Here is a 25,919-nt window from a genome sequence, read left to right on the forward strand (position 1 = left end):
GGACGGAAATGTAAATTAACACATTAGCAAATTATAAAAACTATGAAACAAGAAGAAGACAAATTCACCGGGTTACCCGAGAATGCGTTCAGAGAGTTGAAACCCGGGGAAGTGTACAACCCGTTGATGGGTCCCTCTAAAAATTATCCGGAAGTTAATATCTGGTCAGTAGCATGGGGTATTGCCATGGCAATCCTTTTTTCGGCCGCCGCTGCCTATCTGGGGTTGAAGGTCGGACAGGTATTTGAAGCAGCTATTCCAATTGCGATCATTGCCGTAGGAGTTTCCGGAGCTGCCAAAAGAAAAAATGCGTTGGGCGAAAATGTGATTATCCAGTCTATCGGAGCTTGTTCCGGAGTAATCGTTGCCGGAGCGATCTTCACCCTCCCCGCTCTTTATATTCTCCAAGCTAAATATCCCGAGATGACGGTTACCTTCATGCAGGTATTCATCAGCTCTTTATTGGGTGGCGTATTGGGTATTCTATTCCTGATTCCTTTCCGTAAATACTTCGTCAGTGACATGCATGGAAAATATCCTTTCCCGGAAGCAACAGCCACTACACAAGTGTTGATCTCCGGCGAAAAAGGCGGCAGCCAGGCCAAACCGTTATTGATGGCAGGTATGATCGGTGGATTATATGACTTCATCGTAGCGACATTCGGATGGTGGAACGAGAATTTTACTACCCGTGTTTGCAGTGCCGGAGAAATGCTGGCAGAAAAGGCAAAATTAGTATTCAAGGTAAACACCGGTGCCGCTGTGCTTGGTTTGGGATATATCGTCGGACTGAAATATGCTTCCATCATTTGTGCCGGTTCACTGGCTGTGTGGTGGATTATCATTCCGGGAATGTCTGCTATCTGGGGTGACAGTGTACTGAATGCATGGAATCCGGAAATCACCTCTACCGTAGGTATGATGAGCCCGGAAGAAATATTCAAATATTATGCCAAGAGCATCGGTATCGGTGGTATCGCCATGGCAGGCGTGATCGGTATTATCCGTTCCTGGAGCATCATCAAGAGTGCTGTCGGGCTGGCAGCCAAAGAGATGGGCGGTAAAGGGAATGTAGAGAAAAGCATTATCCGTACCCAACGGGATCTTTCCATGAAGATTATCGCTATCGGTTCCATCATCACACTGATATTAATCGTATTATTCTTCTATCTCGATGTCATGCAAGGGAATCTGTTGCATACATTGGTAGCCATTGTTTTGGTTGCCGGCATCTCTTTCCTGTTCACCACAGTAGCAGCTAACGCCATTGCGATTGTTGGTACTAATCCGGTTTCGGGAATGACATTGATGACACTGATTTTGGCTTCCGTAGTGATGGTAGCTGTCGGACTGAAAGGTCCTTCGGGCATGGTTGCCGCATTGGTTATGGGTGGTGTAGTATGCACCGCACTGTCGATGGCAGGAGGTTTTATCACCGACTTGAAAATTGGTTACTGGCTCGGAAGTACGCCTGCCAAACAGGAAACATGGAAGTTCTTGGGAACAATCGTATCGGCTGCAACAGTAGGCGGTGTAATGATTATCCTGAATAAGACATACGGATTTACAAGTGGCGCACTGGCTGCTCCGCAAGCAAATGCGATGGCAGCCGTTATCGAACCGCTGATGAGCGGTGTAGGTGCACCCTGGTTGCTATATGGCATTGGTGCTGTCTTAGCTATTATTCTGACTCTTTGTAAAATTCCTGCATTAGCTTTCGCATTGGGTATGTTTATTCCATTGGAACTGAATGTGCCGCTGGTAGTGGGTGGAGCAGTGAATTGGTTTGTTACAACACGTAGCAAAGACGCATCTCTGAATACGGAAAGAGGTGAAAAAGGAACTTTACTGGCATCCGGTTTCATTGCCGGAGGTGCATTGATGGGAGTAATCAGTGCCGCGATGCGCTTTGGTGGAATCAATCTGGTTAATGAGGCATGGTTGAACAATACTTGGTCAGAAGTGTTGGCATTAGGAGCGTATGCCTTACTGATTCTTTACTTTATAAAGGCTTCAATGAAAGTTAAATAAATCATTATGAGGAGACTATTATCCATTATAGTATCACTTGTAACTGCCATATCATTTGCGCAGCAGCCCGTCGAGCTACCTTTGTGGCCCGACGGTGCTCCCAACTCCAGTGGACTAACCGGAGAGGAGCAGGAAACGCGTCCTCATTTTGTCACGAATGTCACGCATCCCACCCTGACGGTCTACCACCCGGAAAAGCCGAATGGAATGGCTATTATCATGTGTCCCGGAGGCGGGTATCGTGGATTGGGTATGGATGGAGAGGGGTATGATATGGCCCCTTGGTTCTGCGGACAAGGTATTACCTATATGGTATTAAAATACCGGATGCCGAACGGACATTGGGAAGTCCCCGTATCAGACGCCGAACAAGCCATTCGCATGGTACGCCAACATGCCAAAGAATGGAATGTCAATCCTTACAAGGTAGGATTAATGGGAGCCTCTGCGGGAGGGCATTTAACTGCTACACTTGCCACTCACTACAATTCGGAAACACGTCCGGACTTTCAGATATTACTTTATCCGGTAGTTACGATGATGCAAGTCACCCGTGGAAATACAAGAACTGCATTGCTCGGCAAAAATCCCACAATGGAACAGATACAGAAGTTTTCCGCCGAATTGCAAGTAACGCCCGATACTCCACAAGCATTTATCGCTCTTACCTCCGATGACCCTTCCGTAGCACCTTACCACGGAGTAAACTATTACCTTGCTTTACAGAAAAACAAGGTTCCGGCAACTCTCCATGTTTATCCTACCGGAGGACATGGCTGGGGATTTCAGGATCATTTTAAATATAAGCAACAATGGACACAGGAATTGGAGAAATGGTTGCGCGACGGCGTTGTATTCCCGGAAAACCCCGAACCCATGTTACGAATCGGGAAATCTTACCTGGGAACTAAATACGTGGCTAACACATTAGATCAAGACGGAGAAGAATCATTAGTGATCCGGACTGATGCCGTAGATTGCCTCACTTTCGTAGAATACACGTTGGCACAGGCACTCGGCTCTTCCTTTGCCGACAATCTGCAAAAAATACGTTATCGGGACGGCATCATCAACGGTTATCCTTCCCGGTTGCATTATACTTCCGAATGGATAGAGAACGGAATCCGCCACGGATTCCTCACCGATATTACTGCCAAAAACAGTGCGCATACCCAGAAAATCTCTCTTTCGTATATGTCTACCCATCCCAAGCAATATAAAAAATTGGCTGATTCGCCGGAAAATGTACGACAAATGGCCGAATATGAAAAAGCAATCTCCGGAAAAGTCGTACATTGGTTGCCGAAAAGCGAACTGCCGGAAGCCGGATTGCCCTGGATCATGAATGGAGACATTATTGCTATTACAACGAAGATGCCCGGACTGGACATTGCTCATGTGGGAATAGCAGAATATAAAGAGGGAAAACTGCACCTGCTGCACGCTTCTTCTACATTGGGAAAAGTAGTTGTCAGCGACGAACCTCTCAATCACATGCTAAACAACAATAAATCGTGGACAGGCATACGTGTTGTCCGGATGTCTCACTCTAAAAATAACTGATTATGAAACGAGTAAAACATTTCCTTCTCGCCTCGTGCTTATTCCCCACTTTGCTGGGAGCACAAGAAATGGCAAGCGCCTATTTTCTGGAACTTACTCCAGACGCCCAATCGGCAGGTATGGCAGGTACAGGATTAGCTACCACCGATAACGGTAGTACAGCTATTTTTCATAATGCTTCTACCATCGCTTTCTCACAAGAAGTGATGGGTGCGAGTTATTCATACGCTAAGATCAACCAAGATTATGCGCTACATAGCGCCTCTCTTTTCTACCGGATCGGAAGGGAAGGCATACATGGATTTGCTGTAGGTTTCCGGCATTTCAAAGATCCCAAGGTGCTCGATTACCGCCCTCACGTATGGGACTTAGAAGCTGCTTATTTCAGAAATGTAGCCAAAAATCTGTCTCTTTCATTAACGTTCAGATACCTGCAAGCCAAAGCCGCGGAAAGCGCAGACAGCAAGAATAGCGTTTGTCTGGACTTCGGCGCGACCTACTATCGCAATATGGCTCTATTGGACGAAATGGCTTCCTGGAGCATTGGTTTCCAAGCTGCCAACTTAGGCAAAAAGCTGGACGGACAAAAGTTACCCGCCAGATTAGGATTGGGAGGTACAATCGACCTGCCATTCAGCATAGAAAACCGTTTGCAGGTGGCTCTCGACTTCAACTATCTGCTCCCCTCTGAAATCCGTCATCTCCAGGCTGGCATAGGAGCCGAATATAATTTCCTGAAATATGCTGTTGTCCGTGCGGGATATCATTTCGGAGACAAAGACAAAGGAGTAGGCAACTACGGCACTCTAGGCTGCGGAATAAACTTCTGGCCGATACGTGCAGACTTCTCATACGCCTTGGCTGATAAAGATTGCTTTATGCGCCGCACCTGGCAACTGGGAGTTGGAATAGTTTTCTAAGCTCCTCTTCGAGGCGTTGCTTCACTTCGTCCATCGGCACATCGTGCTTTAGTTCCTGACGAAGAGAAGTGACGCCTTTATCTATAAATCCGCAAGGGTGGATATAACTGAAATAACGTAAATCGGTATTCACATTCAAAGCCAGTCCATGCATCGTGACATAATGGCTGCTCCTCACTCCGATAGCACAAATCTTACGCGCACGAGGCGTATCACCTTCCAACCAGACTCCTGTCGCTTTCTCCAAACGTCCGGCTTCAATGCCATAAGAAGCACATACCCGAATCACCGCTTCTTCCAACAGATGAACGTACTCTTTCAATCCTAACTGAAATTCTTCCAGGTTTAATATCGGATAGCACACCAGTTGTCCCGGACCATGATAAGTAATGTCCCCTCCCCGATCAATATGATAAAGGGTGGCATCAATTGCTTTCAGTTGTTCATCACTCAACAACATATTATTTTCTTTCCCGCTACGTCCTAATGTATAAACATGGGGATGTTCGCACATCACAATACGGTTTTCATAACTCTCGCCCTGAACTTTTGCCCGGACAATGTTATCAAACCATTCTGTTTGCCGTTGCCATGCTTCGGCGTATGGTATCAAATTCCAATCAATAAAAACTGTTTTCATAAAAACAAAGGTAAGAAATAAAAAGAAAATGCGTACATTTGTTGGCCTAATATAACACACACAACTATGAAAATGGACTTTCCACAGGTAGACTTGCCTACCGAAGTATTAGCATGGACGAATGTAACAGAAGACATTCTCAATATTTACAAGCAATCTTGTCGGTTGCAAGCATGTATTGTTGCCATCTGTACCGAAGGTTCGATGAAAGCCTCCATCAATCTGCTTGATTACGAAATTCACCCCAATGACTTAATAACATTATTACCGGGAACAATCATTCAGTTTCGGGAGAGAACAGAAAAAGTATGCCTTTGCTTTGCCGGCTTCTCTGCTCATTGTGCCGGACGGATCAATCTCATGAAGAATATTGGTAACGCATATCCCAAACTGATAGAACAGCCGGTAGTTCCTCTTAATGAAGAAGTAGCCAGTTATCTGAAAGACTATTTTGCTCTATTATCACGGGCCAGTTGCAATGAGAACTTCGAAATGGATTCTGAATTGGTCGAATTGTCTCTTCAGACCATTTTGACAAGCATACGACTGATATATCATAAATTTCCGGGCGAAAACAGCAGTTCGAACCGCAAAAAGGAAATCTGCCGGGAACTGATTCAAGCCATCACCGAGAATTATAAAAATGAACGTCGTGCACAGTTCTACGCAGATAAATTAGGTATATCTCTTCAACATCTAAGCACGACTGTGAGACAAGTGACAGGTAAAAGTGTTTTGGATACCATTGCTTATATCGTTATCATGGATGCTAAAGCCAAACTGAAAGGTACCAATATGACTATCCAAGAGATAGCATATTCTCTAAACTTCCCCAGCGCCTCTTTCTTTGGCAAATATTTCAGACGATATGTAGGAATGACACCATTGGACTTTAGAAACAGATAATTTTCACGAAGGACGATAGAAAACATAAATGGTGAGATGCAAAACAATGAACGGTGAATAAATTGCGCATTATCCGCAAAGTATTCACCGTCTATTATTTACGCTGTTCATAAATGACAGCTTGCCATTCATCGTTTACAGCTTACAGGTTCCTGTCTTTTTATAGTTCATTTCTCATTTTCGTCCCAAGCTCAACGAATTGAGCACTACGCTCACACTGGAGAACGCCATTGCGGCACTTGCCAGCATCGGATTTAATAACAAACCATTCAGTGGGAACAAGATACCGGCAGCAATTGGAATACCGATCAGGTTGTAAATAAACGCCCAGAAAAGATTCTGATGAATCAGTTTGACCGTCTGCTTTGACAACTGGAAGGCTTTAGGAAGCAGCAACAAATCCGATGTCATCAAAGTCACCATAGCCACGTCCATAGCAATATCAGTTCCTTTTCCCATAGCAATGCTGACGTCAGCCAATGCCAGTGCCTGCGAATCATTGATACCATCGCCCACCATCGCAACCTTCTTTCCCTGCATTTGAAGCTCACGTACAAATTCGGCCTTATCGTCCGGTAGAGCGTCGGCAACAAAACGTTCGATTCCTAAACGGGAAGAAACGGCTAGTGCAGTCCGTTGTCCGTCGCCCGTCAGCATACAGATGTCAATCCCTTGGCGTTTCAGTTCCTTCACCGCTTCGGCAGAAGTAGCCTTTATAGGGTCGGAAACAGCAATAATAGCCAATAAATCGTTTTCACGTCCAAAGTAAATGATGCCGTTACCGTCCGATTCATAGTGAACCAGCATTTCAGCCATCACATCGCTTACTGTCGCACTGAAATCTTTCAGGAGTTTATGACTGCCTACCCAGTAAGTATGTCCCTCATACGAGGCTTTAATTCCTTTTCCCGTAATGCTTTCAAAGCTATCCAACGCGGCAGGTTTTATTTTTTCTTCGTCCTGAAGCGCAGAGACAATAGCGCCGGCAAGCGGATGCTCCGATTTCATTTCCGCAGCTAAAAGTACATCTTTGAAATGTGGTTCCTGCGACTGCGCCCATAACCATCCGGTAGCTGTAGGATGCCCTTCAGTCAGTGTTCCCGTTTTATCCAGTACAACGACATCTACTTTGCGCATTTGTTCCAAAGCCACTGCATCTTTAATCAGAATATGCTGGCTGGCAGCTTTGCCTATACCCACCATCAATGCAGTAGGTGTAGCAAGTCCCAAAGCACATGGACAAGCAATGACAAGAACAGAAACAGCCGACAAAATACCATAAGAGATATATTCACTACCACCAATGGTGACCCACAATACAAATGTAAGAATGGCAATGCCCAATACGACAGGTACAAAAATCCCCGTAATACGATCGACAATGCGTTGCACGGGAGCTTTGCTGCCCTGTGCTTCCTGCACCATAGCGATAATACGGGCAAGCACCGTTTCACTGCCTACCTGTGCGGCACGAATGATAAATGAACCACGCTGGTTAATCGTTCCTGCCAATACTTTATCACCTTTCTTCTTTTCTACCGGAACCGGTTCACCGCTAATCATACTCTCATCGACATACGAATCGCCTTCGGAAAGCTGACCGTCCACAGGTATTTGCTCTCCCGGACGTACAACCACCAAATCACCTACCTGGAGTTTTTCAATCAAGATCTCCTCCTCCACTCCATTGCGCAGAACACGAGCCGCTTTAGGCTGCATTCCCATCAACTTACGAATGGCTGTTGAGGTATTTCCTTTGGCACGTTCCTCCATCAACTTTCCGGTAAGAACGAAAGCGATAATCACCGCAGAAGCCTCATAATAGACATGCGGTTCCAATCCGCGGTCATACCAGAATTCGGGGAAGAAAGTGTTGAACAGACTGAACAGAAAAGCAATGGAAGTACTAAGCGCAACCAAAGTATCCATATTACTCCGTCCTAATTTAGCCTGTTTCCAGGCTCCGGTGAAGAAACCACCTCCGAAAAAGACCATAACAGGGATAGCAAGCACCATTTGAATCTCATTAGAATGTGGCACATGCATCAGTATCATGGAATATACCAATAACGGTACTACCAAAATCCACGCACCAATCACCTTCCACTTCAAACGAGTGTAACGCTTATGCTGTTCCTCTTCCCGACGTTCTTCTTTGTGGGCTTCTTCCACAATCAGATCATAACCTGCCGCAAGCACAGCCGCACGAATCTCTCCGGGAGTCAGCTGCTCTTTCTCATAAGAAACGGTCAATGTATTGGTAGCAAAATTAACGGAAGCCTCAATGACTCCCGGCAATTTTTTTACTGTTCTTTCTACATTATTGGCACATCCTGCACAATGCATATTAAGCACAGGAAATGCCTTTTTTGTTGTGTTACCCATATAATTATTGTTTACGGCCTTCCCCTCCTCTCAAAAAAGAAGTTGGGGAAGAACCCTTGTTTGTTTATAGAAACAAGCTAATACAGGTATTTGTTCAATTACTTCTTATCAGCCTTCTGATCGTCTTTCTTTGTTTCTTTTACAAATTCGGCTTCATAACTGAACTTATTAAACCCTGCCTGCAACTTCTTTACATTCGTTTTTTCAGCGTCATACGTAATGGTTACCGTTTTCGTTTTTACTTCGGTCGAAATATCCTTCAGCCCTTTCTCAAAACGCATATTGTCCTTTACTTTCTTTTCGCATTTCTCACAGTGCATCTGCGACACTTTAAATACAACAACACGAATATCTTTTGCCAATACAGCTGTTACACTCAAAAGAGCCACCACGCAAGTGGCCATCCATCTTTTTGTTCTCATTTTTCTTATCAGTTTAAAATTAATATTCTTTATTATGCGATCGTTTCTTTCATTCGCTATTTCCTGCTTTTACTCACTATTTCTAGCTAAGTTAAAACGTATTCCGATATATCCTTTTGCTCCGTGCACCGGTCCCCAAATCATGGTAGAATCAAAGTTGTTCCCCCAGGGATTTGCCGCATCGATAATCGGATTCTTTTGTTTGAAGTTTGTCAGGTTCTCGCCTCCTACGTAGATAGACCAGCGGCGGAAGTAACGGGTCACCTGTAAACTCAACTGTTCAAAACTGCCATAACGACGTTCCCAGGATAACTGTCCGTCTCCCAGTTCATAAGGAGTAGGCATCCTGCCGCCGCCATTCAGTTGCAGTGTGGCGTCAAACTGCCATATTCCCAGCGGAGTTTGGTAAGAAGCCGTGAGTAGTCCTTTATATTTGCTAGTCAGCGGTTTCTCCATTCGTTCACCTTTGTAGGTCGTTTTTGCATCTGTGAGCCGGTAAGCACCTGTCAGGGTGAATCCTTTGAAGAAAGGATAACTTGCTTCCACTTGGAACACATGCGAATAAGAGCGTCCATCCAAATTGTAGAAAGCTACTTCATGGGGGTTGCTATCCATATCTACGATCACTTGTTTCAGGAAATCCGTATAATAGTATTCTGCATTCACATTCAGCGTTTTGCCGAATATAGGGATATAAGTAGAGACGCTGGCACCGTAATTCCACGCTTCTTCCATATCCAGGTTCTTTGCTATTTCCACCTTACGACTGCTGGAAAGCAGGTAGTTGTTTTCCGCCAACACATGATTGGTACGATACCCTTTTCCGGCAGAAAGACGGAAATTCACATAATCATTCGGATTGTACTTAAGATGCGCACGCGGAGTCACGAAGAAACCATGTTCGTTACTGTAATCACCACGCAGACCGGCCATTACCATCCATTTATCATTCAGGTTCAACGTATATTGCACGTAAGCACCGGGAACAGCTTCCTTTTCAAAGGCTTTGAGAGGATTGTCCGTTGTATTTTCCAAACGGTAATGTTGGTCATAAGCGTCATAATTGAAGCTCAATCCAGCGGAGAAACTATTTTGCGGATTAAATTCCGTTTCAAACATCAGCGAAGCATAGACGTTGGTTTGATCCACATTATACAGTTTGCGTCCATACGTAGCATCCTGATTGTGTAAAGTGGTGGAAAGAATCAAAGCCAGGTTCGTATTCTTCTCCTTATTAAAGATATAGGCGTTCTTGGTGAAGAATTCATAGCGTTCCGTATCGATCCCTACTTTATACAGATCACCGGAGTGCATTGTCCCTCCGTGATTGGCCTGTCCGCTGGTACGTGTTTCAGAAAGGGCTTTGATACCTGCCTGGAAAACATAATGGTCGCCCATATATGCCCACCGATTCCACACATTATATTGTTCTACCTGCGGAATATCCACAAATCCGTCATCGTTGCCATCATGCGCCTTGGTCTCATTTTCGTAATGTGCCAGCAGAGAAGTGCTCCACCGTTTGGAAAGTTTCAATGTAGCGTCCGCATTGGCTTCATACCTGTTGGTAGTGCTTGCAAAAAGATTGGCAGAAACCCAATCGGCTTCCGGCAACTGTGGTTTCTTAAATTCTACGTTTATCTGTCCTGTGATGGCTTCATAACCATTCTTCACCGAAGATGTTCCTTTGGAGACCTGTATGCTCTGCATCCACGGACCGGGGACATATCCCAATCCATAAGGAGCGGCGGCTCCCCGATAATTCGGAATGTTTTCCGTCAACATCTGCACATAAGTGCCGGACAGCCCCAACAATTTAATTTGTTTGGCTCCTGTTGCCGCATCGGAATAACTCACATCTACTGAAGGGTTCGTCACAAAACTTTCACCCAGATTACAACAAGCGGCTCTACTCAATTCGGCACTGCTTATCATGTCTTCGTTCATCACGCTACTGCGCAATTTCATCGTTCCCAGTTTACGAGTGACAATATTTACTTCATTCAGCTCCACTCCATCACGAAGCACAATATCCAGTTGTTGATTTTTACTGCTCACATGAATCGTGTCGTTCTGAAAACCGATAAAGCTGACAATCAGCATGTGGCTTTTGGAAGGTTTAGTGATAGAAAAACTACCATCCTCTTTGGTTGTCACTCCTTGTCCTGTATTCATCCAGAACACATTGGCACCCGGAATAGCCTCCCCGGTACTATCTTTCACTGTTCCCCGTACTTGCGCATATATATTACCGGCAAATAACAGGAACAGTCCTATTATCATATATTTCATTCTTTCTAAAGTTACTTTCGAGATACAAAATTAATTCATTTCTCATGCAACTTAGTTGCATTCAGTGCTGCTTTACTTTCATGTTCTATTGAAAGCAAAGGATTAAATAAGAAAGAAATAGTGGCTAAATAATATAAGTGGAATATAGCGCCAGCTTCTGCCTCGAACAGAGAGGTGGCGGAGAGGTCAGACTATCATATTCTACCGATTTATCCGCATAGGTCGGAGTCAACAGATAGCAAAAATGCTCACACAAAAGATCGACTACTAAAGCTGATGTTGTCAGTTCAGTAGTATGTTTCATCAAATCAAGCTTATAGATAATAGCTGTACAACCCTTATCTTTACAACCTTTTTTTGAATCACAAGTATGAGTCTTTTTACACTTCGGACAGCCTGTATCACAACAGCTCTGCACCGTTTCACAACGGACACAGCAATAATGCACAATAGAGACTCCACCTCCTGAATAGATAATCAGGAGAGAAAGGATAAGTGCTGTTATGTAGGCTAGTTTTTTCATTTCAGAGGACAAAGATAAGAATAAAAACAGATTTTCCTATAATTTTTCGTAATTAAGATTCAATCAATCCGATACAGACACATTCTCTTTCCTTTATTTGGCTATTTTAGAGTCATATCAGCACTATTAACTCTTTTTACTCAACAATAAAACCTATCTTTGCCCCAATAAATTCTCTGATTTTTAAGTAAACGCTATGCTTACATATTTACTCATCATTATCACTCTTTATCTGGCAGGTAATGCCTACATATTTATCAGAGCAAAGCAAGCTCTGAAAGTTAAATCTCTCGGAGTAAAAATATTCCTGACCGTTTTATTCTGGATATGTGCTTTATCCTTTTTCGGCACGATGCTAACTCGTAACCTTGAGATGCCTGTCTTTATCTCCCATTCAATGTACACCATTGGAACAAGTTGGTTGATATTTACTCTATACATGGCATTATTCTTGCTTTTGTTTGATATCTTGAAATTATTCAAAGTTGTCTACAAATATAGGTTCTATCTGTCTTTAGTGTTCACGTTGGGATTGCTGGGATGTGGGGTATATAACTATCATCACCCGGAAACCAATGTAGTCAGCATTTTAACCAATAAACGATATGAAGATACTCCCCAAGCAATTAAAATCGTCGCAATCAGCGATGTTCACTTGGGAAATGGTACAGGGAAAGCCGCATTAAAAAAATATGTGGAAATGATAAATGCGCAGCATCCCGACCTGATACTGATTAGTGGTGACTTGATTGATAATAGCGTCGTACCTCTTTATACAGAGAATATGGCGGAAGAATTAGCTAACTTGAAAGCTCCTATGGGTATCTATATGGTTCTCGGCAATCACGAATACATTAGCGGTATCGATGAAAGTATCCGATATATTAAAAGCACTCAAATACAATTATTGCGCGATTCAGTAGTTACACTTCCCAACGGCATACAACTGATAGGACGTGATGACCGTCATAACCGCAAGCGTCATTCCCTGCAAGAGTTAATGGTGAATATCGATAAAAGCAAACCTATCATTTTATTGGATCATCAACCTTTTGATTTGGAAAAAACGGAAGCTGCCGGCATCGACCTGCAATTCAGTGGGCATACACACCACGGACAAATATGGCCTATTAATTGGGTGACCGATTATATCTTCGAGCAAAGCCACGGTTATCGCCAATGGGGAAACAGTCACGTGTATGTATCTTCCGGATTGTCTCTTTGGGGACCACCCTTCAGAATAGGAACGCATAGTGAAATGGTTATTTTCAATTTTCAATGAATATTATGCAGTTTTGTCACATATGTTACAGTTTCCAAGCAATCTCTGCCCTATCTTTGCAGAAAAAAGATTATGGAACAATTACATGCTCATGAAGTCCTCCACATGATGGAAGGAAATAGCTACTCGGAATCATCATTGCGGGAAGCAATCATTAAGAAGTTTGGCTCACAGCAACGTTTTTATGCTTGCTCGGCAGAAAACATGGATGTAGATACCCTTATCGAATTTCTGAAAATGAAAGGGAAATTTATGCCTGCTGAAGATGGATTCACAGTAGATATCACTAAAGTTTGCAAGCATTGATTGGCGGATAATATCCGCCAATCCCATTTTTGGGGATAAATAGCTGCATTTTTTTCTGTTTTTATTAGCCCGATTCACGAATTTCATCTATATTTGTCAATAGTGAATGATAAAACAAATGTTGAATTTACAGAAAAAATGGGTATGAAAAAACAATATGTCAGTCTGCTTGCAATTATACTTTCGGTAAGCGGCTTTTTGTTTTCTTGTCATGACAAGATGAACAAAAACACAGGTGCGTTACAGTTTGATAGCATTCAAGTGAATAAGACAGCTCACCTCTTCAATGATACAGCCAAACCGGCCTGCAATATTATTATTAATTTTGCTTATCCGATAAAATCATCGGATGATATGCTGAAAGACAGTCTGAATACTTATTTCATTTCGGCCTGTTTCGGAGATAAATACATCGGCGAAAAACCGGAAGAAGTTGTAAAGCAATATACCGAGAATTATATCAGCGAATACCGTCGCGATCTCGAGCCTATGTATACCGAAGATGAGAAAGACAAGGAAGACGAATCTTCCATCGGTGCCTGGTATTCTTATTATAAAGGTATAGAAAGCCATGTGCAACTGTATGATAAAGATCTACTTGTATATCGCATCGACTATAACGAATATACCGGAGGTGCACATGGAATTTACATGGCAACTTATTTAAATATGGACCTCACCCTGATGCGTCCGCTCCGCCTCGATGATATTTTTGTCGGAGACTACAAAGACGCATTGACCGACCTGATCTGGAATCAGCTCATGGCAGATAACAAAGTGACCACTCACGAAGCATTGGAAGATATGGGATATGCTTCCACCGGGGACATCGCTCCGACAGAAAATTTCTATCTAAGCAAAGAAGGAATCACCTTCTATTATAATGTATACGATATCACTCCTTATTCTATGGGACCTGTAAAGGTAACAATCCCATTTGCTATGATGGAACATCTATTAGGCAGTAACCCGATTCTGGGAGAGCTAAAAAATTAAAAATCATAAAAAGCTGAACACCAATGAATATCCTGTTGTTATCACTTCCATGTGACAGAATAGGATATTCATCCACATCTATCATTCAAAACTTATAATTCAAAATTCAAACAGTGGAAATCATACTGAAATATTTTCCTGATCTGACGGAAGAGCAGCGCAAACAATTCGCAGCTCTATACGACCTCTACACTGACTGGAATTCAAAAATCAACGTTATCTCCCGCAAGGACATTGAGAATTTATATGAGCATCACGTGCTCCATTCATTAGGCATTGCCAAAGTCATCCAATTCCGCCCCGGAACCAGCATCATGGACTTGGGTACAGGAGGAGGTTTTCCCGGCATTCCTTTAGCAATCCTGTTTCCCGAGGTAAAATTCCACCTCGTAGACAGTATCGGCAAAAAAGTACGTGTAGCAACCGAAGTGGCAAATGCCATCGGACTGAAAAATGTGACTTTCCGCCATGCCCGTGCAGAAGAGGAGAAACGAACGTTCGACTTTGTTGTCAGCCGTGCCGTAATGCCTTTGGCGGATTTGATTAAGATTATTAAAAAGAATATCTCTTCGAAACAACAGAATGCATTGCCCAACGGACTTATCTGTCTCAAAGGCGGTGAACTGGAGCATGAAACAATGCCGTTCAAACATAAAACGGTCATTCATAGCTTGAGCGACAACTTCGAGGAAGAGTTCTTTAAAACAAAAAAAGTGGTATATGTTCCGATTTAAACAAGACTATATGTTCTGATAGATGATAAATCATAGAGAAACCATGAAAATAAAAAGATTTGAATTTAATATGTTTCCCGTAAATTGCTACGTATTATGGGATGACACTAAAGAAGCAGTCGTAATTGATCCGGGCTGTTTCTATGAAGAAGAAAAGCAGGCACTGAAAAAGTTCATTCTTACCAATGAACTGAATGTAAAGCATCTGCTGAATACTCATTTACACCTAGATCATATCTTCGGAAATCCGTTCATGCTGAAAGAATTCGGGTTATCGGCAGAAGCAAACAAAGCAGACGAGTACTGGATTGACGAAGCACCGAAACAAAGCAGAATGTTTGGTTTTCAGTTGCAGGAAGAACCTGTACCACTGGGCAAATACCTGCATGACGGAGATATCATCACTTTCGGACATACCAAACTGGAAGCAATACACGTGCCCGGACATTCACCCGGCAGCTTGGTGTACTATTGCAAAGAAGACAACTGCATGTTCTCCGGTGACGTCCTGTTCCAAGGCAGCATCGGCCGTGCTGATCTCACAGGAGGCAACTTCGATGAACTGATAGAACATATTTGCAGCCGTTTATTTGTTCTTCCCAACGAAACAGTCGTTTATCCGGGACACGGCGCTCCCACGACTATCGGAATGGAAAAAGCTGAAAACCCATTTTTTAGATAATAAAAAAGAAGTATTAAGTATCAGGTATTAGGTATTAACAAGGCTAATCGCCCATTAACCGCAGTAATACTTAATACTTGATACTTAATACTTAATTTAATACTTGATTATTATGAAAACCGATTTGTTAGCTAGCCGTCACATCGGCATCAATGAACAAGATACAGCCATAATGCTCCGCAAAATTGGCGTGAACTCACTGGACGAACTGATTAATCAGACAATTCCCGCCAATATACGGCTGAAAGAGCCGCTTGCATTGACTAGTCCACTGACGGAATACGAATTTGGAAAACACATCGCTGAACTGGCAGCTAAAAACAAACTATATACCACATATATCGGTTTGGGATGGTACAACACGATCACTCCGGCCGTTATCCAGCGGAATGTATTCGAAAACCCAGTATGGTATACTTCTTACACTCCGTACCAGACAGAGGTATCGCAAGGACGTCTGGAAGCATTGATGAATTTCCAGACAGCCGTATGTGATCTTACTGCCATGCCACTCGCCAACTGCTCACTTCTGGACGAAGCAACTGCCGCCGCCGAAGCCGTAAGCATGATGTATGCCTTACGCTCCCGCGCGCAACAGAAAGCCAATGCGAACGTAGTCTTCGTAGACGAGAATATTTTTCCGCAGACATTAGCTGTCATGACTACACGTGCCGTACCTCAAGGCATCGAACTACGTGTAGGTAAATATAAAGATTTTGAACCTTCACCGGAAGTGTTTGCCTGTATTCTGCAATATCCGAACTCACATGGAAACGTAGAGGACTATTCTGAATTTACCGAAAAAGCACATGCCGCAGACTGCAAAGTAGCTGTTGCCGCTGATATTTTAAGTCTCGCCCTGCTAACTCCTCCGGGAGAATGGGGAGCAGATATTGTATTCGGAACCACACAACGCTTGGGTACCCCAATGTTCTATGGCGGTCCATCGGCTGCTTTCTTTGCTACCAAAGACGAATACAAACGGAATATGCCGGGACGAATCATCGGATGGTCTAAAGACAAATATGGCAAACTCTGCTACCGAATGGCTTTACAGACACGTGAACAACATATCAAACGGGAAAAAGCAACTTCAAATATCTGTACCGCACAAGCATTATTAGCTACTATGGCAGGCTTTTACGCCGTTTATCACGGTCAGGAGGGTATCACTACAATTGCATCACGTATACACAGCATTACTGTATTTCTTGAAAAGCAATTAAAGAAATGCGGATATACACAAGTCAACGCTCAATACTTTGACACCTTACGTTTCGAATTGCCCGAACACGTTTCGGCACAGCAAATCCGCACGATAGCACTTACCAAAGAAGTTAATCTGCGCTATTATGAAAATGGCAATGTTGGTTTCAGCATTGACGAAACAACAGATGTGGCAGCTGCCAATGTGTTGCTCTCGATTTTTGCCATTGCCGCCGGAAAAGATTACCAGAAAGTAGACGACATTCCGGAAAGAAGCAACATCGACAAGGATTTAAAACGTACAACTCCTTTCCTGACACATGAAGTATTCAGCAAGTATCACACGGAAACAGAGATGATGCGTTACATCAAACGTCTGGACCGCAAAGATATTTCTCTTGCACAATCCATGATTTCCCTCGGTTCATGTACAATGAAGCTGAATGCAGCCGCAGAAATGTTGCCTTTAAGCCGTCCCGAGTTTATGGGTATGCACCCGCTGGTTCCGGAAGACCAAGCAGAAGGTTATCGTGAATTAATCAAGAACCTAAGTGAAGATTTGAAAGTTATCACCGGGTTTGCAGGGGTCAGCCTACAACCCAATTCGGGTGCTGCAGGAGAATATGCAGGCCTTCGTGTGATTCGCACCTATCTCGAAAGTATCGGTCAGGGACACCGTAACAAAGTCTTGATTCCAGCTTCGGCTCACGGAACAAATCCTGCGTCTGCTATACAGGCAGGCTTCGTAACTGTTACCTGTGCATGCGACGAGCAGGGGAATGTAGAAATGGCTGACCTACGTGTAAAAGCTGAAGAAAATAAAGATGAATTGGCTGCACTGATGATTACTTATCCTTCTACACATGGTATCTTCGAGACCGAGATAAAAGAGATTTGCGACATCATTCACGCCTGTGGTGCACAAGTATATATGGACGGAGCCAACATGAATGCACAGGTAGGATTAACCAATCCGGGATTCATCGGTGCAGATGTCTGTCACTTGAATCTTCATAAAACATTCGCTTCCCCTCATGGTGGCGGAGGTCCGGGAGTCGGTCCTATCTGCGTAGCCGAACATTTGGTTCCTTTCCTTCCCGGACACGGAATCTTCGGCAATTCACAAAATCAAGTATCGGCAGCTCCATTCGGCAGTGCAGGTATTCTGCCTATCACATACGGATATATCCGCATGATGGGTGCAGAAGGACTGACACAGGCAACTAAAATTGCGATCCTGAACGCTAATTATCTGGCTACTTGTCTGAAAGATACGTATGGAGTTGTTTATCGGGGAGCCAACGGTTTCGTAGGGCACGAAATGATTCTGGAATGCCGGAAAGTACATGAAGAAGCAGGAATCTCGGAGAATGATATTGCCAAACGCCTGATGGATTACGGTTATCATGCTCCTACCCTCTCCTTCCCCGTCCACGGTACGTTGATGATTGAACCAACAGAAAGTGAAAGTCTGGCAGAACTAGACAATTTCGTAGATGTCATGCTGAATATCTGGAAAGAAATTCAAGAAGTGAAGAATGGCGAAGCGGATAAAGATGATAATGTATTGATTAATGCTCCTCATCCAGAATATGAAATTGTAAGTGATCGTTGGGAGCACTCATATACACGCGAGAAAGCAGCTTATCCTATAGAAAGTGTACGTGATAATAAATTCTGGATAAATGTAGCTCGCGTAGATAACACCTTGGGAGACCGTAAGCTACTACCCACTCGCTATGGTACTTTCGAGTAAAAAGAGGTCTATCCAAAGAGATTTACAGAGCACTGTCTCTTAAAGAATCACCTCACAAAAATAAGGGGATGTATCAAAACTCCCCTTTTATCGAAATCACCCTCGCTACAACTTTCTGTGGCGAGGGTGATTTTTATATGAGAGTTTCGACACAGCCTCTTATTTTATCAGACAAGAAGCTGTATTCTATCTAACGATAGTTATTGTATTAGCCTTTACCTTTTTCTCTTTTATTGGAATCTTCGAATCAGGATAACCCAAAGCTACACAACCGTAGACTTTATGATTGGCAGGAACACCTAAAGCAGTAATAAATTCACGAACCTCCGGATCATCACATGTTGTCCCCAACTGATTGATCCAACAAGAGCCGATACCTAAAGACTGGGCAGCCAGGAACATATTTTCTATGGCACAAGCACAATCCATACCAGCCCACCATTGAGTAGGCTCATTAGATACAATCACTAAAGTCGGAGCATGATAATAGCAACAATAAGTCTTACTATGTCCACGTTCCTGCAAACGAGAATCGTCGCTTTTTGCAAAAGCCCCTTTAATCCGTTCATTCAGTTCTGTCAACTTATCCATATTTTGAATAGCCGTAAAATGCCATGTTTCCAGATGCATTCCACTCGGTGCATAAGTTGCAGCTTCCAAAATAGCCTGCAAATCCTCTTCTAAAACTTGCTGGCCAGTATAAGCCCGTACGCTACGGCGTGCTTTAATGTTCTCTAAAACTTCATTTGTTTTCATGGATAACAAGTATTTTATATAAGTATGCCATCATTATTAGTTTAACTGCATCAATACATTATACTTTTCTACCGTTTGACCAGCCCAATCTTTGCATTCAGTTTGAAATAATAGACTCCATTCTCTCTCTCCAGGAACCCGTATTTGTCTTTCTCTAAAGATCCTTTTTCTAAACGGGTATTTAAAAACAAAAAATCCTCCATTATTTGCTTTTCCGATTTATGATAACAGAGCACTTCTCCATTTCCATCCACCAATAGAATACCTTCCACTGCCGAATCCAATCCATTGTAAATCTTTGCAGGACGCATTCCCAATACTAATGCCATCAAGAACTGCTTCATCTTGAATTCATAGAACTTATGCTTATTGATTAGTTCATCTTTAATCTTCAACGGATTCATTTGTTTAATAACTTCCGTCAACTCACTAATACGGGAGATACCATCCAAATGCATGATACGAACCATTTCTGTCAGTACACGTGGAAAATGCAGATCAATCATCAAAAGATTACTGCGGAATACGCGGTCGGCTACATCAGCGTATTTAAGTACGCCCCCCAAACGTTCGATCATCATCATCCGTTCGGCAACTTCATTCGGAGATTCAGGCAAAGCATTGATTTTATTCACTGTTGGAGTGGCAAATTTGACTCCACTCTGTTCCAGTTTAAGATTCGCTGCACGTCCTCCGTCCAACAACGGATTCATTACGCCCAACCGTGAACGGACATTGAAACCTCTTAACGGAGCTTTCGGATGCCAAAATGTAATGGAAAAATCTGTGCGATCTTCTGTTTTTGCTTCCAAATCGAAAATGGCAGCTTCGTCTAAAAACTCTTCTACTCTTCTGGAGAAGCAACATCATTTTCCGGCGAAGATTTCACAGCCTGTAATATCAGATCAGCTACAATACCAAAATCTTCACGAGGCATGGACTTACTCCCATTCTCTCCTTCTATACGAATCGTATCTTCTTCAATATAATATTGACGTGTTCCATCATGTTCTTCCCGTTGAATCATTGCAACAGGCCAAAATGTATCTCCCGCCTTTGCTTCTGCTGTGCCTAACACTACTTTTCCATCTGCTAAGAGACGAAAGAAAGAATAGAGTTCGCACCATTCTTTTTTGGTTGCTTCAAATGCCATATATTTTTGTTCTTCTTTATTTTACTACAAATGTTCTATCTTAATTCTACTACTGAATTTTCCTAACTATGAGTTGCTTCTACTGATTGATAACCTGCGGTAAGGTTACAGACGACACAACCGGAGGAACTATATGAGTCACCTCCTCCAATGGAGGGAGCTTGCCTACCTGTGCAAACAGGGAGTTTCGTATCCATTCTCTGGGAGTGACTATGATAAATCGTCCCGTCCAACAACCATCAAAATAGGAAGGGTTACCCGGCTGTTTCTTAATGGGATAACAGATGTTTTCTCCTTTAGTCCGCATCTCCGGCGAACGTCCGGGATCATTCACCCACACATGTTTATCATCAATGCCACGAAGCACCATCCAGTGCCCTCTCGGACCAGGACGCAAACCACGAACTGCACCTGTATATCTCACATTTACAAGCACAGGAATGCCACGATCAATATAATCTTTCAATATCCGATAATCTTTCTGCTGGAAATGTTCGGCACTTATCATGTTTTCATAATAACGTGTCAACGAATCAATCTCAAAAGAATAATATCCTCCCTGCCCTATTGAAGTACGGCGACGGAAAGGAGCACGTTTTTTCAGAAAGTAGTTCCGCTGATATTCAATCAGTTTCTTTTCTGCATCCTGGGCTGTACGTTGTGTATCAGCCGTCATTCCCTTAAAATAATCAAAGACCATTAACGAAGAAGCCAGAGAGCAATGCGAGTAAGGGCATCCCGCGATTTTCTGCGAATACCACGGAACAGGAATATTATTAGGAGCCAGTTTTTGAGTTTCCTGTATTTGTGCTTGCGCCTGAACGCTCATCCATACAAAGGAACTTAAAAACAGACTAAAAATTATGTGACATTTATTTATCATGCAATCCACTCTCTATCTCTATTACTACTTCTAATACTTTACCTACAAAATATTCTCATCATCAAGAATCCGCGCTGTCTCCACCTTCTCCAAACGTGCACGCAACTTAGGCATCATCGAACGACGAATCCGCAATGTCATGCTACAATCCATGTCATACGACTGATTAAGAATCTCCGGTTCCTCTTCTTTCACAATGCGCATGACATCATTCATAAAAGGATATTCAAACATTACCGTCACATCCTCATCTACCGTCTTTTCTATAATAGTAGCGGCAGCAATCGCTTCGGCAGCAGCGGCCTTGTAAGCAACAATCAATCCACTTGTCCCCAACTTGATTCCTCCAAAATAACGAACTACTATAATCAGTATATCCGTCAGTTCATTCGAGTTTATCTGTCCGAGAATAGGTTTACCCGCTGTTCCGGAAGGTTCTCCGTTGTCATTGGCACGGAAATCCTTTCGCGCAGCTCCCAACATATAAGCATAGCATACATGCCGTGCATCATAATACTTTTTCTGATACGTTTCAAGATGCATCTTTATCTCATCGAGAGTACGCACAGGAAGGGCTATAGCAATGAACTTGCTTCGTTTTTCCGTATAAATACCTTCGGAAGGCTCAATGATGGTTTTATAAGTATCTTCAGCAGTCATGTTGCAAAGATACGGCTTTAATGAGAAAAGTCAATCTATCATTTGGAAATATTAATGTTCCACTTATCGATGATAGGCAGTTGGGGGAATTAAAAATAGTGACGCTATCCAATAAAAATAGTGACGGTATACCACAACGATACCGTCACTATCCCGGGCATATCCCGTCACTATTTTTTCTACATCAATCAAGCGTCACATCTACTGATATAGTCCCTATCAACAATGATTTTCGCATCATCTTACAGATATTTTTTAATCTAACTTATGAATCACCAGTCCCGAACGAAGTTTCGGTTCAAACCAAGTAGTCTTCGGCGGCATAATATTGCCTGTATCTGCAATATCCATCAACTGTTTCATAGATACGGGATAGAGAGCCAAAGCCACTTTCATTTCACCGCTATCCACACGCTTCTTGAGCTCTCCCAATCCACGGATACCACCGACAAAATCAATACGTTTATCAGAACGCAGATCCTTTATACCTAAAACTTCATCCAAAATCAAGTTGGAAGAGATTGTAACATCAAGCACACCAATAGGGTCGTTATCATTATACGTACCGGCCTTAGCAGTCAAGCTGTACCATTTACCACCCAAATAGAGTGAAAAATTATGTAAGCCGGATGGTTTATAGATATCCGCACCCTTCTCTTCTACTATAAAGTTTTTATCAAGTGCAGCCAGGAATTGCTCGGGAGTCAAACCATTGAGATCTTTCACTACACGATTATAATCGATGATGGTTAGCTGGTTTGCAGGGAAGCAAACAGCCATGAAGTAATTATATTCTTCATCACCACGATGATTCGGATTTTGCTTTGCTTTCTCTGCTCCCACCAATGCAGCAGCGGCAGAACGGTGATGCCCGTCAGCAATATAAAGAGCAGGCATTTTAGCAAATTCGGCAGTAATGGTAGCAATATCTGCATCCTGGTCGACAATCCAGAAAGTATGTCCAAAGCCATCACCCGGAGCGATAAAGTCATAAACCGGCTTGTTTGCTGTATATTTCTTTATAATAACATCCAGCTTCTCATTATCAGGATAAGCAAAGAAAACAGGCTCAATGTTTGCGTTGTTCACACGTACATGTTTCATACGATCCTCTTCCTTGTCACGACGGGTAAGCTCATGCTTTTTGATAATACCATTCATATAATCGGGAACATAAGCACCGACCACCAATCCGTATTGCGTTTTCCCGTTCATCGTCTGGGCATAGATATAATAGTTTTCCTTATTATCCTGCACCAACCAGCCTTTGTCCTGAAACAGTTGGAAATTCTCGGCAGCTTTAGCATACACCCGTTCGTCGTGTTCATCCATACCAACAGGGAAATCTATTTCCGGTTTAATAATATGATAAAGAGACTTTTCGTTACCTTCCGCTTCTGCGCGGGCTTCTTCAGAGTTCAGTACATCATAAGGACGTGAAGCGACCTGTTCTACGAGGTTTTGCGGAGGACGAATGCCCTTGAAAGGTTTGATTATTGCCATGATATTAGTATTTTATATGTAAAAAATTAAAGCCACAGACTTCTTGAAAATCTGTGGCTCAAATATACTACTTATTTCTAAAAAAGACATTCTGCAACGGATTGTTTTTATTCAGATACTACCATAGTTATCCTGAAAAATCCGGCAGACTTATTCAGAATCTTACTTGTTTACTCTAAATTTCTCGCAACCATCTTTCAAGAAGCCCACAATTTGTTGAGCAGCAGCAATACCGGCATTGATATTTGCTTCGGCAGTTTGAGCACCCATCTTCTTAGGAGTTGAGAAATAACGTCCGGCAAACTTTTCTGCAAACTCTGCGTTAGCAGCAGGCATAATATCTGTGATATATTTGAAGTCTGCACGCTCTTCCATCAGTTTGATTAGTTCTGCTTCGTTAATCACTTCCTTACGGGCAGTGTTTACCAACATAGCACCTTTCGGCATATCTTTCAACAGAGCATAATTGATAGAGTTCTTTGTTTCGGCAGTTGCCGGAATATGAAGAGATACCACCTGGCAAGTCTTGTACAATTCTTCTGCAGAATCAAGTGCTTTCACACCATCTTTTTCGATTACTTCTTTCGGGCAGAATGCATCATAAGCATACACTTCCATTCCGAAACCTTTGGCAACACGAGCTACATTGCGGCCTACGTTTCCATAAGCATGAATACCCAATTTCTTGCCCATCAATTCTGTACCGGAAGTTCCGTTATAGAAGTTACGGACAGCATATACCATCATACCCAAAGCAAGTTCGGCAACAGCATTAGAATTCTGTCCCGGAGTGTTCATCACGCATACATTGTGAGCTGTGGCAGCAGCCAGGTCCACATTATCGTATCCTGCACCGGCGCGAACTACGATTTTCAATTCTTTAGCAGCATCAAGCACCTCTGCATCAACAATATCACTACGGATAATGATGGCATTAGCATCTTTCACTGCATCCAGTAACTGGGCTTTTTCTGTATATTTCTCAAGTAAAGCAAACTCGTATCCGGCTGCTTCTATTTCTTTACGGATACCGTCTACTGCAACTTTAGCAAACGGTTTATCAGTAGCTACAAGTATTTTCATAATCTAATTCTGTTTATAAAGACTCACCACAGATTACCCAGATTCTCACAGAATAAAAAAAATCTGCGTCCGTCTGTATAATCTGTGGTGAAAATATTATTAATGAAGTTTTTCAAATTCCTGCATACAATCAATCAAAGCTTGTACGCTTTCTTTCGGCAGAGCATTGTAGCAAGATGCACGGAAACCACCTACAGAACGGTGTCCCTTGATACCTACCATACCTCTTTCAGTAGCAAACTTCAAGAAGTCAGCTTCGAAGTCTTTGTATTCGGGAGCCATCACGAAACAGATGTTCATACGTGAACGGTCTTCTTTGGCAGCAGTACCCACGAACATTTTGTTACGGTCGATTTCAGCATACAACATATCCGCTTTTTCAATGGCACGACGTTCCATTTCTTTCACACCACCCTGTGCTTTGATCCAGCGAAGCGTCTGCAATGCTGCATAAATAGGTACAACAGGAGGAGTGTTAAACATAGAGCCACTGTCAACATGAGTCTGATAATTCAACATCGTTGGAATGTAACGGGAAACCTTACCCAATGCGTCATTCTTAACGATAACGAATGTAACACCAGCAGGAGCCAGATTCTTTTGTGCACCACCATAAATACAGATATATTTAGAAACGTCGATCGGACGTGAGAAAATATCAGAAGACATATCGGCAACCATCGGAACTGGAGAATCGAGATCTTTCTTCAATTCTGTACCGTAAATTGTGTTGTTAGTCGTAATGTGGAAATAATCTGCGTCTGTCGGGATTGTATAATCTTTTGGGATATAAGTATATGTAGCTTCAGCAGAGGAAGCAACTTCTACAACTTCGCCAAACCCTTTAGCTTCTTTCATTGCTTTCTTAGCCCATACACCAGTGTTCAGGTAAGCAGCTTTTTTTTCCAGGAAGTTATAAGGAACCATGCAGAACTCCATACTAGCACCTCCACCCAGGAACAGTACCGAATAGCCTTCGGGGATATTGAGTAATTCCTTGAATAATGCCTCTGCTTCGTCAACCACAGGTTGGAAGTCTTTGGCGCGGTGGCTGATTTCCATCAAAGAGAGACCAGAACCGTTGAAATCTAAAATAGCCTTCGCTGTATCCTCTATCACCTCACGCGGAAGAATGGAAGGTCCTGCATTGAAATTATGCTTTTTCATTTGAAGTTTGTTTTTGGTTTAACAATTTCGTTACTTTTGTCTTTTGACCTTGCGAATTTACGAATTTATT

21 protein-coding genes and 1 pseudogene are annotated in these 25,919 nt (G+C 42.8%); 10 read left to right on the forward strand and 12 right to left on the reverse strand.

Features of this window, described 5'->3' with window-relative positions; genetic code table 11:
* Positions 1 to 42 precede the first annotated feature (42 nt).
* The 3 genes from BSCG_RS15505 to BSCG_RS15495 are packed head-to-tail and all read left to right on the forward strand — an operon-like array spanning position 43 to position 4,514.
* On the forward strand, positions 43 to 2,031 hold the full coding sequence (locus tag BSCG_RS15505) for an OPT family oligopeptide transporter (RefSeq protein WP_004300419.1): 1,989 nt from the start codon (positions 43 to 45) through the stop codon (positions 2,029 to 2,031).
* 6 nt (positions 2,032 to 2,037) lie between these two features.
* A complete protein-coding gene (locus tag BSCG_RS15500; RefSeq protein WP_032849483.1) occupies positions 2,038 to 3,594 on the forward strand; it encodes an N-acetylmuramoyl-L-alanine amidase-like domain-containing protein in 1,557 nt (518 codons plus the stop codon).
* Between the two features lie 2 nt (positions 3,595 to 3,596).
* The gene (locus tag BSCG_RS15495; RefSeq protein ID WP_032849484.1) at positions 3,597 to 4,514 is read left to right on the forward strand and encodes a PorV/PorQ family protein; all 918 of its coding nucleotides are present in this window, start codon (positions 3,597 to 3,599) and stop codon (positions 4,512 to 4,514) included.
* Here BSCG_RS15495 and lipB read toward each other — a convergent pair.
* On the reverse strand, positions 4,471 to 5,154 hold the full coding sequence (gene lipB / locus BSCG_RS15490; protein ID WP_008775862.1) for a lipoyl(octanoyl) transferase LipB: 684 nt from the start codon (positions 5,152 to 5,154) through the stop codon (positions 4,471 to 4,473). The genes BSCG_RS15495 and lipB overlap by 44 nt on opposite strands.
* Before the next feature lie 66 nt (positions 5,155 to 5,220).
* Between lipB and BSCG_RS15485 the strand changes: the two genes are divergently transcribed.
* Entirely contained in the window at positions 5,221 to 6,060 is an 840-nt protein-coding gene (locus tag BSCG_RS15485; RefSeq protein WP_004300415.1) for a helix-turn-helix domain-containing protein, read from the forward strand.
* A gap of 174 nt (positions 6,061 to 6,234) precedes the next feature.
* Here BSCG_RS15485 and BSCG_RS15480 read toward each other — a convergent pair whose 3' ends face one another.
* From BSCG_RS15480 to BSCG_RS30880, 4 genes are all read right to left on the reverse strand, one after another.
* Positions 6,235 to 8,445, reverse strand: a complete 2,211-nt coding sequence (locus BSCG_RS15480; protein WP_008775863.1) for a heavy metal translocating P-type ATPase — start codon at positions 8,443 to 8,445, stop codon at positions 6,235 to 6,237.
* Positions 8,446 to 8,543: 98 nt separating this feature from the next.
* A complete protein-coding gene (locus BSCG_RS15475; RefSeq protein ID WP_032849485.1) occupies positions 8,544 to 8,867 on the reverse strand; it encodes a heavy-metal-associated domain-containing protein in 324 nt (107 codons plus the stop codon).
* A 69-nt stretch (positions 8,868 to 8,936) separates the two neighbouring features.
* The gene (locus BSCG_RS15470) at positions 8,937 to 11,159 is read right to left on the reverse strand and encodes a TonB-dependent receptor (RefSeq protein WP_032849486.1); all 2,223 of its coding nucleotides are present in this window, start codon (positions 11,157 to 11,159) and stop codon (positions 8,937 to 8,939) included.
* A 124-nt stretch (positions 11,160 to 11,283) separates the two neighbouring features.
* Positions 11,284 to 11,682, reverse strand: coding sequence for a hypothetical protein (locus BSCG_RS30880; protein WP_004306293.1), 399 nt, complete (start codon positions 11,680 to 11,682; stop codon positions 11,284 to 11,286).
* A gap of 196 nt (positions 11,683 to 11,878) precedes the next feature.
* Between BSCG_RS30880 and BSCG_RS15460 the strand changes: the two genes are divergently transcribed.
* The 6 genes from BSCG_RS15460 (at position 11,879) to gcvP (ending at position 18,644) form a co-directional block, all read left to right on the forward strand.
* Positions 11,879 to 12,964 (forward strand): metallophosphoesterase, encoded by a 1,086-nt coding sequence (locus BSCG_RS15460; protein WP_004306295.1) that lies wholly within the window; start codon positions 11,879 to 11,881, stop codon positions 12,962 to 12,964.
* 72 nt (positions 12,965 to 13,036) lie between these two features.
* The gene (locus BSCG_RS15455; RefSeq protein ID WP_004306297.1) at positions 13,037 to 13,270 is read left to right on the forward strand and encodes a YecH family metal-binding protein; all 234 of its coding nucleotides are present in this window, start codon (positions 13,037 to 13,039) and stop codon (positions 13,268 to 13,270) included.
* A 144-nt stretch (positions 13,271 to 13,414) separates the two neighbouring features.
* Positions 13,415 to 14,266, forward strand: a complete 852-nt coding sequence (locus BSCG_RS15450) for an RsiV family protein (protein WP_004326964.1) — start codon at positions 13,415 to 13,417, stop codon at positions 14,264 to 14,266.
* A gap of 113 nt (positions 14,267 to 14,379) precedes the next feature.
* Positions 14,380 to 15,000, forward strand: coding sequence for a 16S rRNA (guanine(527)-N(7))-methyltransferase RsmG (rsmG, locus tag BSCG_RS15445; protein WP_004300406.1), 621 nt, complete (start codon positions 14,380 to 14,382; stop codon positions 14,998 to 15,000).
* A 43-nt stretch (positions 15,001 to 15,043) separates the two neighbouring features.
* Complete coding sequence (locus tag BSCG_RS15440; RefSeq protein WP_004311627.1) at positions 15,044 to 15,682, forward strand: MBL fold metallo-hydrolase; 639 nt, start codon at positions 15,044 to 15,046, stop codon at positions 15,680 to 15,682.
* A gap of 112 nt (positions 15,683 to 15,794) precedes the next feature.
* Positions 15,795 to 18,644, forward strand: a complete 2,850-nt coding sequence (gcvP, locus tag BSCG_RS15435) for an aminomethyl-transferring glycine dehydrogenase (protein ID WP_004315900.1) — start codon at positions 15,795 to 15,797, stop codon at positions 18,642 to 18,644.
* Between the two features lie 186 nt (positions 18,645 to 18,830).
* On the opposite strand, the gene BSCG_RS15430 is transcribed toward gcvP, so the two are convergent.
* From BSCG_RS15430 to serC, 7 genes and pseudogenes are all read right to left on the reverse strand, one after another.
* On the reverse strand, positions 18,831 to 19,400 hold the full coding sequence (locus tag BSCG_RS15430; RefSeq protein ID WP_004300403.1) for a nitroreductase family protein: 570 nt from the start codon (positions 19,398 to 19,400) through the stop codon (positions 18,831 to 18,833).
* A 68-nt stretch (positions 19,401 to 19,468) separates the two neighbouring features.
* Positions 19,469 to 20,553, reverse strand: a pseudogene (locus tag BSCG_RS15425) (HpaII family restriction endonuclease).
* Between the two features lie 79 nt (positions 20,554 to 20,632).
* Complete coding sequence (locus BSCG_RS15420) at positions 20,633 to 21,382, reverse strand: C39 family peptidase (RefSeq protein ID WP_004300401.1); 750 nt, start codon at positions 21,380 to 21,382, stop codon at positions 20,633 to 20,635.
* Positions 21,383 to 21,478: 96 nt separating this feature from the next.
* On the reverse strand, positions 21,479 to 22,096 hold the full coding sequence (locus BSCG_RS15415; RefSeq protein WP_004300400.1) for an IMPACT family protein: 618 nt from the start codon (positions 22,094 to 22,096) through the stop codon (positions 21,479 to 21,481).
* A gap of 255 nt (positions 22,097 to 22,351) precedes the next feature.
* A complete protein-coding gene (locus BSCG_RS15410; RefSeq protein WP_004311623.1) occupies positions 22,352 to 23,599 on the reverse strand; it encodes a DUF1015 domain-containing protein in 1,248 nt (415 codons plus the stop codon).
* A 162-nt stretch (positions 23,600 to 23,761) separates the two neighbouring features.
* Positions 23,762 to 24,682, reverse strand: coding sequence for an NAD(P)-dependent oxidoreductase (locus BSCG_RS15405; protein WP_004300396.1), 921 nt, complete (start codon positions 24,680 to 24,682; stop codon positions 23,762 to 23,764).
* Between the two features lie 99 nt (positions 24,683 to 24,781).
* Entirely contained in the window at positions 24,782 to 25,849 is a 1,068-nt protein-coding gene (gene serC, locus BSCG_RS15400) for a 3-phosphoserine/phosphohydroxythreonine transaminase (protein ID WP_004300395.1), read from the reverse strand.
* Positions 25,850 to 25,919 lie beyond the last annotated feature (70 nt).

Source organism: Bacteroides sp. 2_2_4, from assembly GCF_000157055.1.
GTDB classification, from domain to species: Bacteria; Bacteroidota; Bacteroidia; order Bacteroidales; family Bacteroidaceae; genus Bacteroides; species Bacteroides ovatus.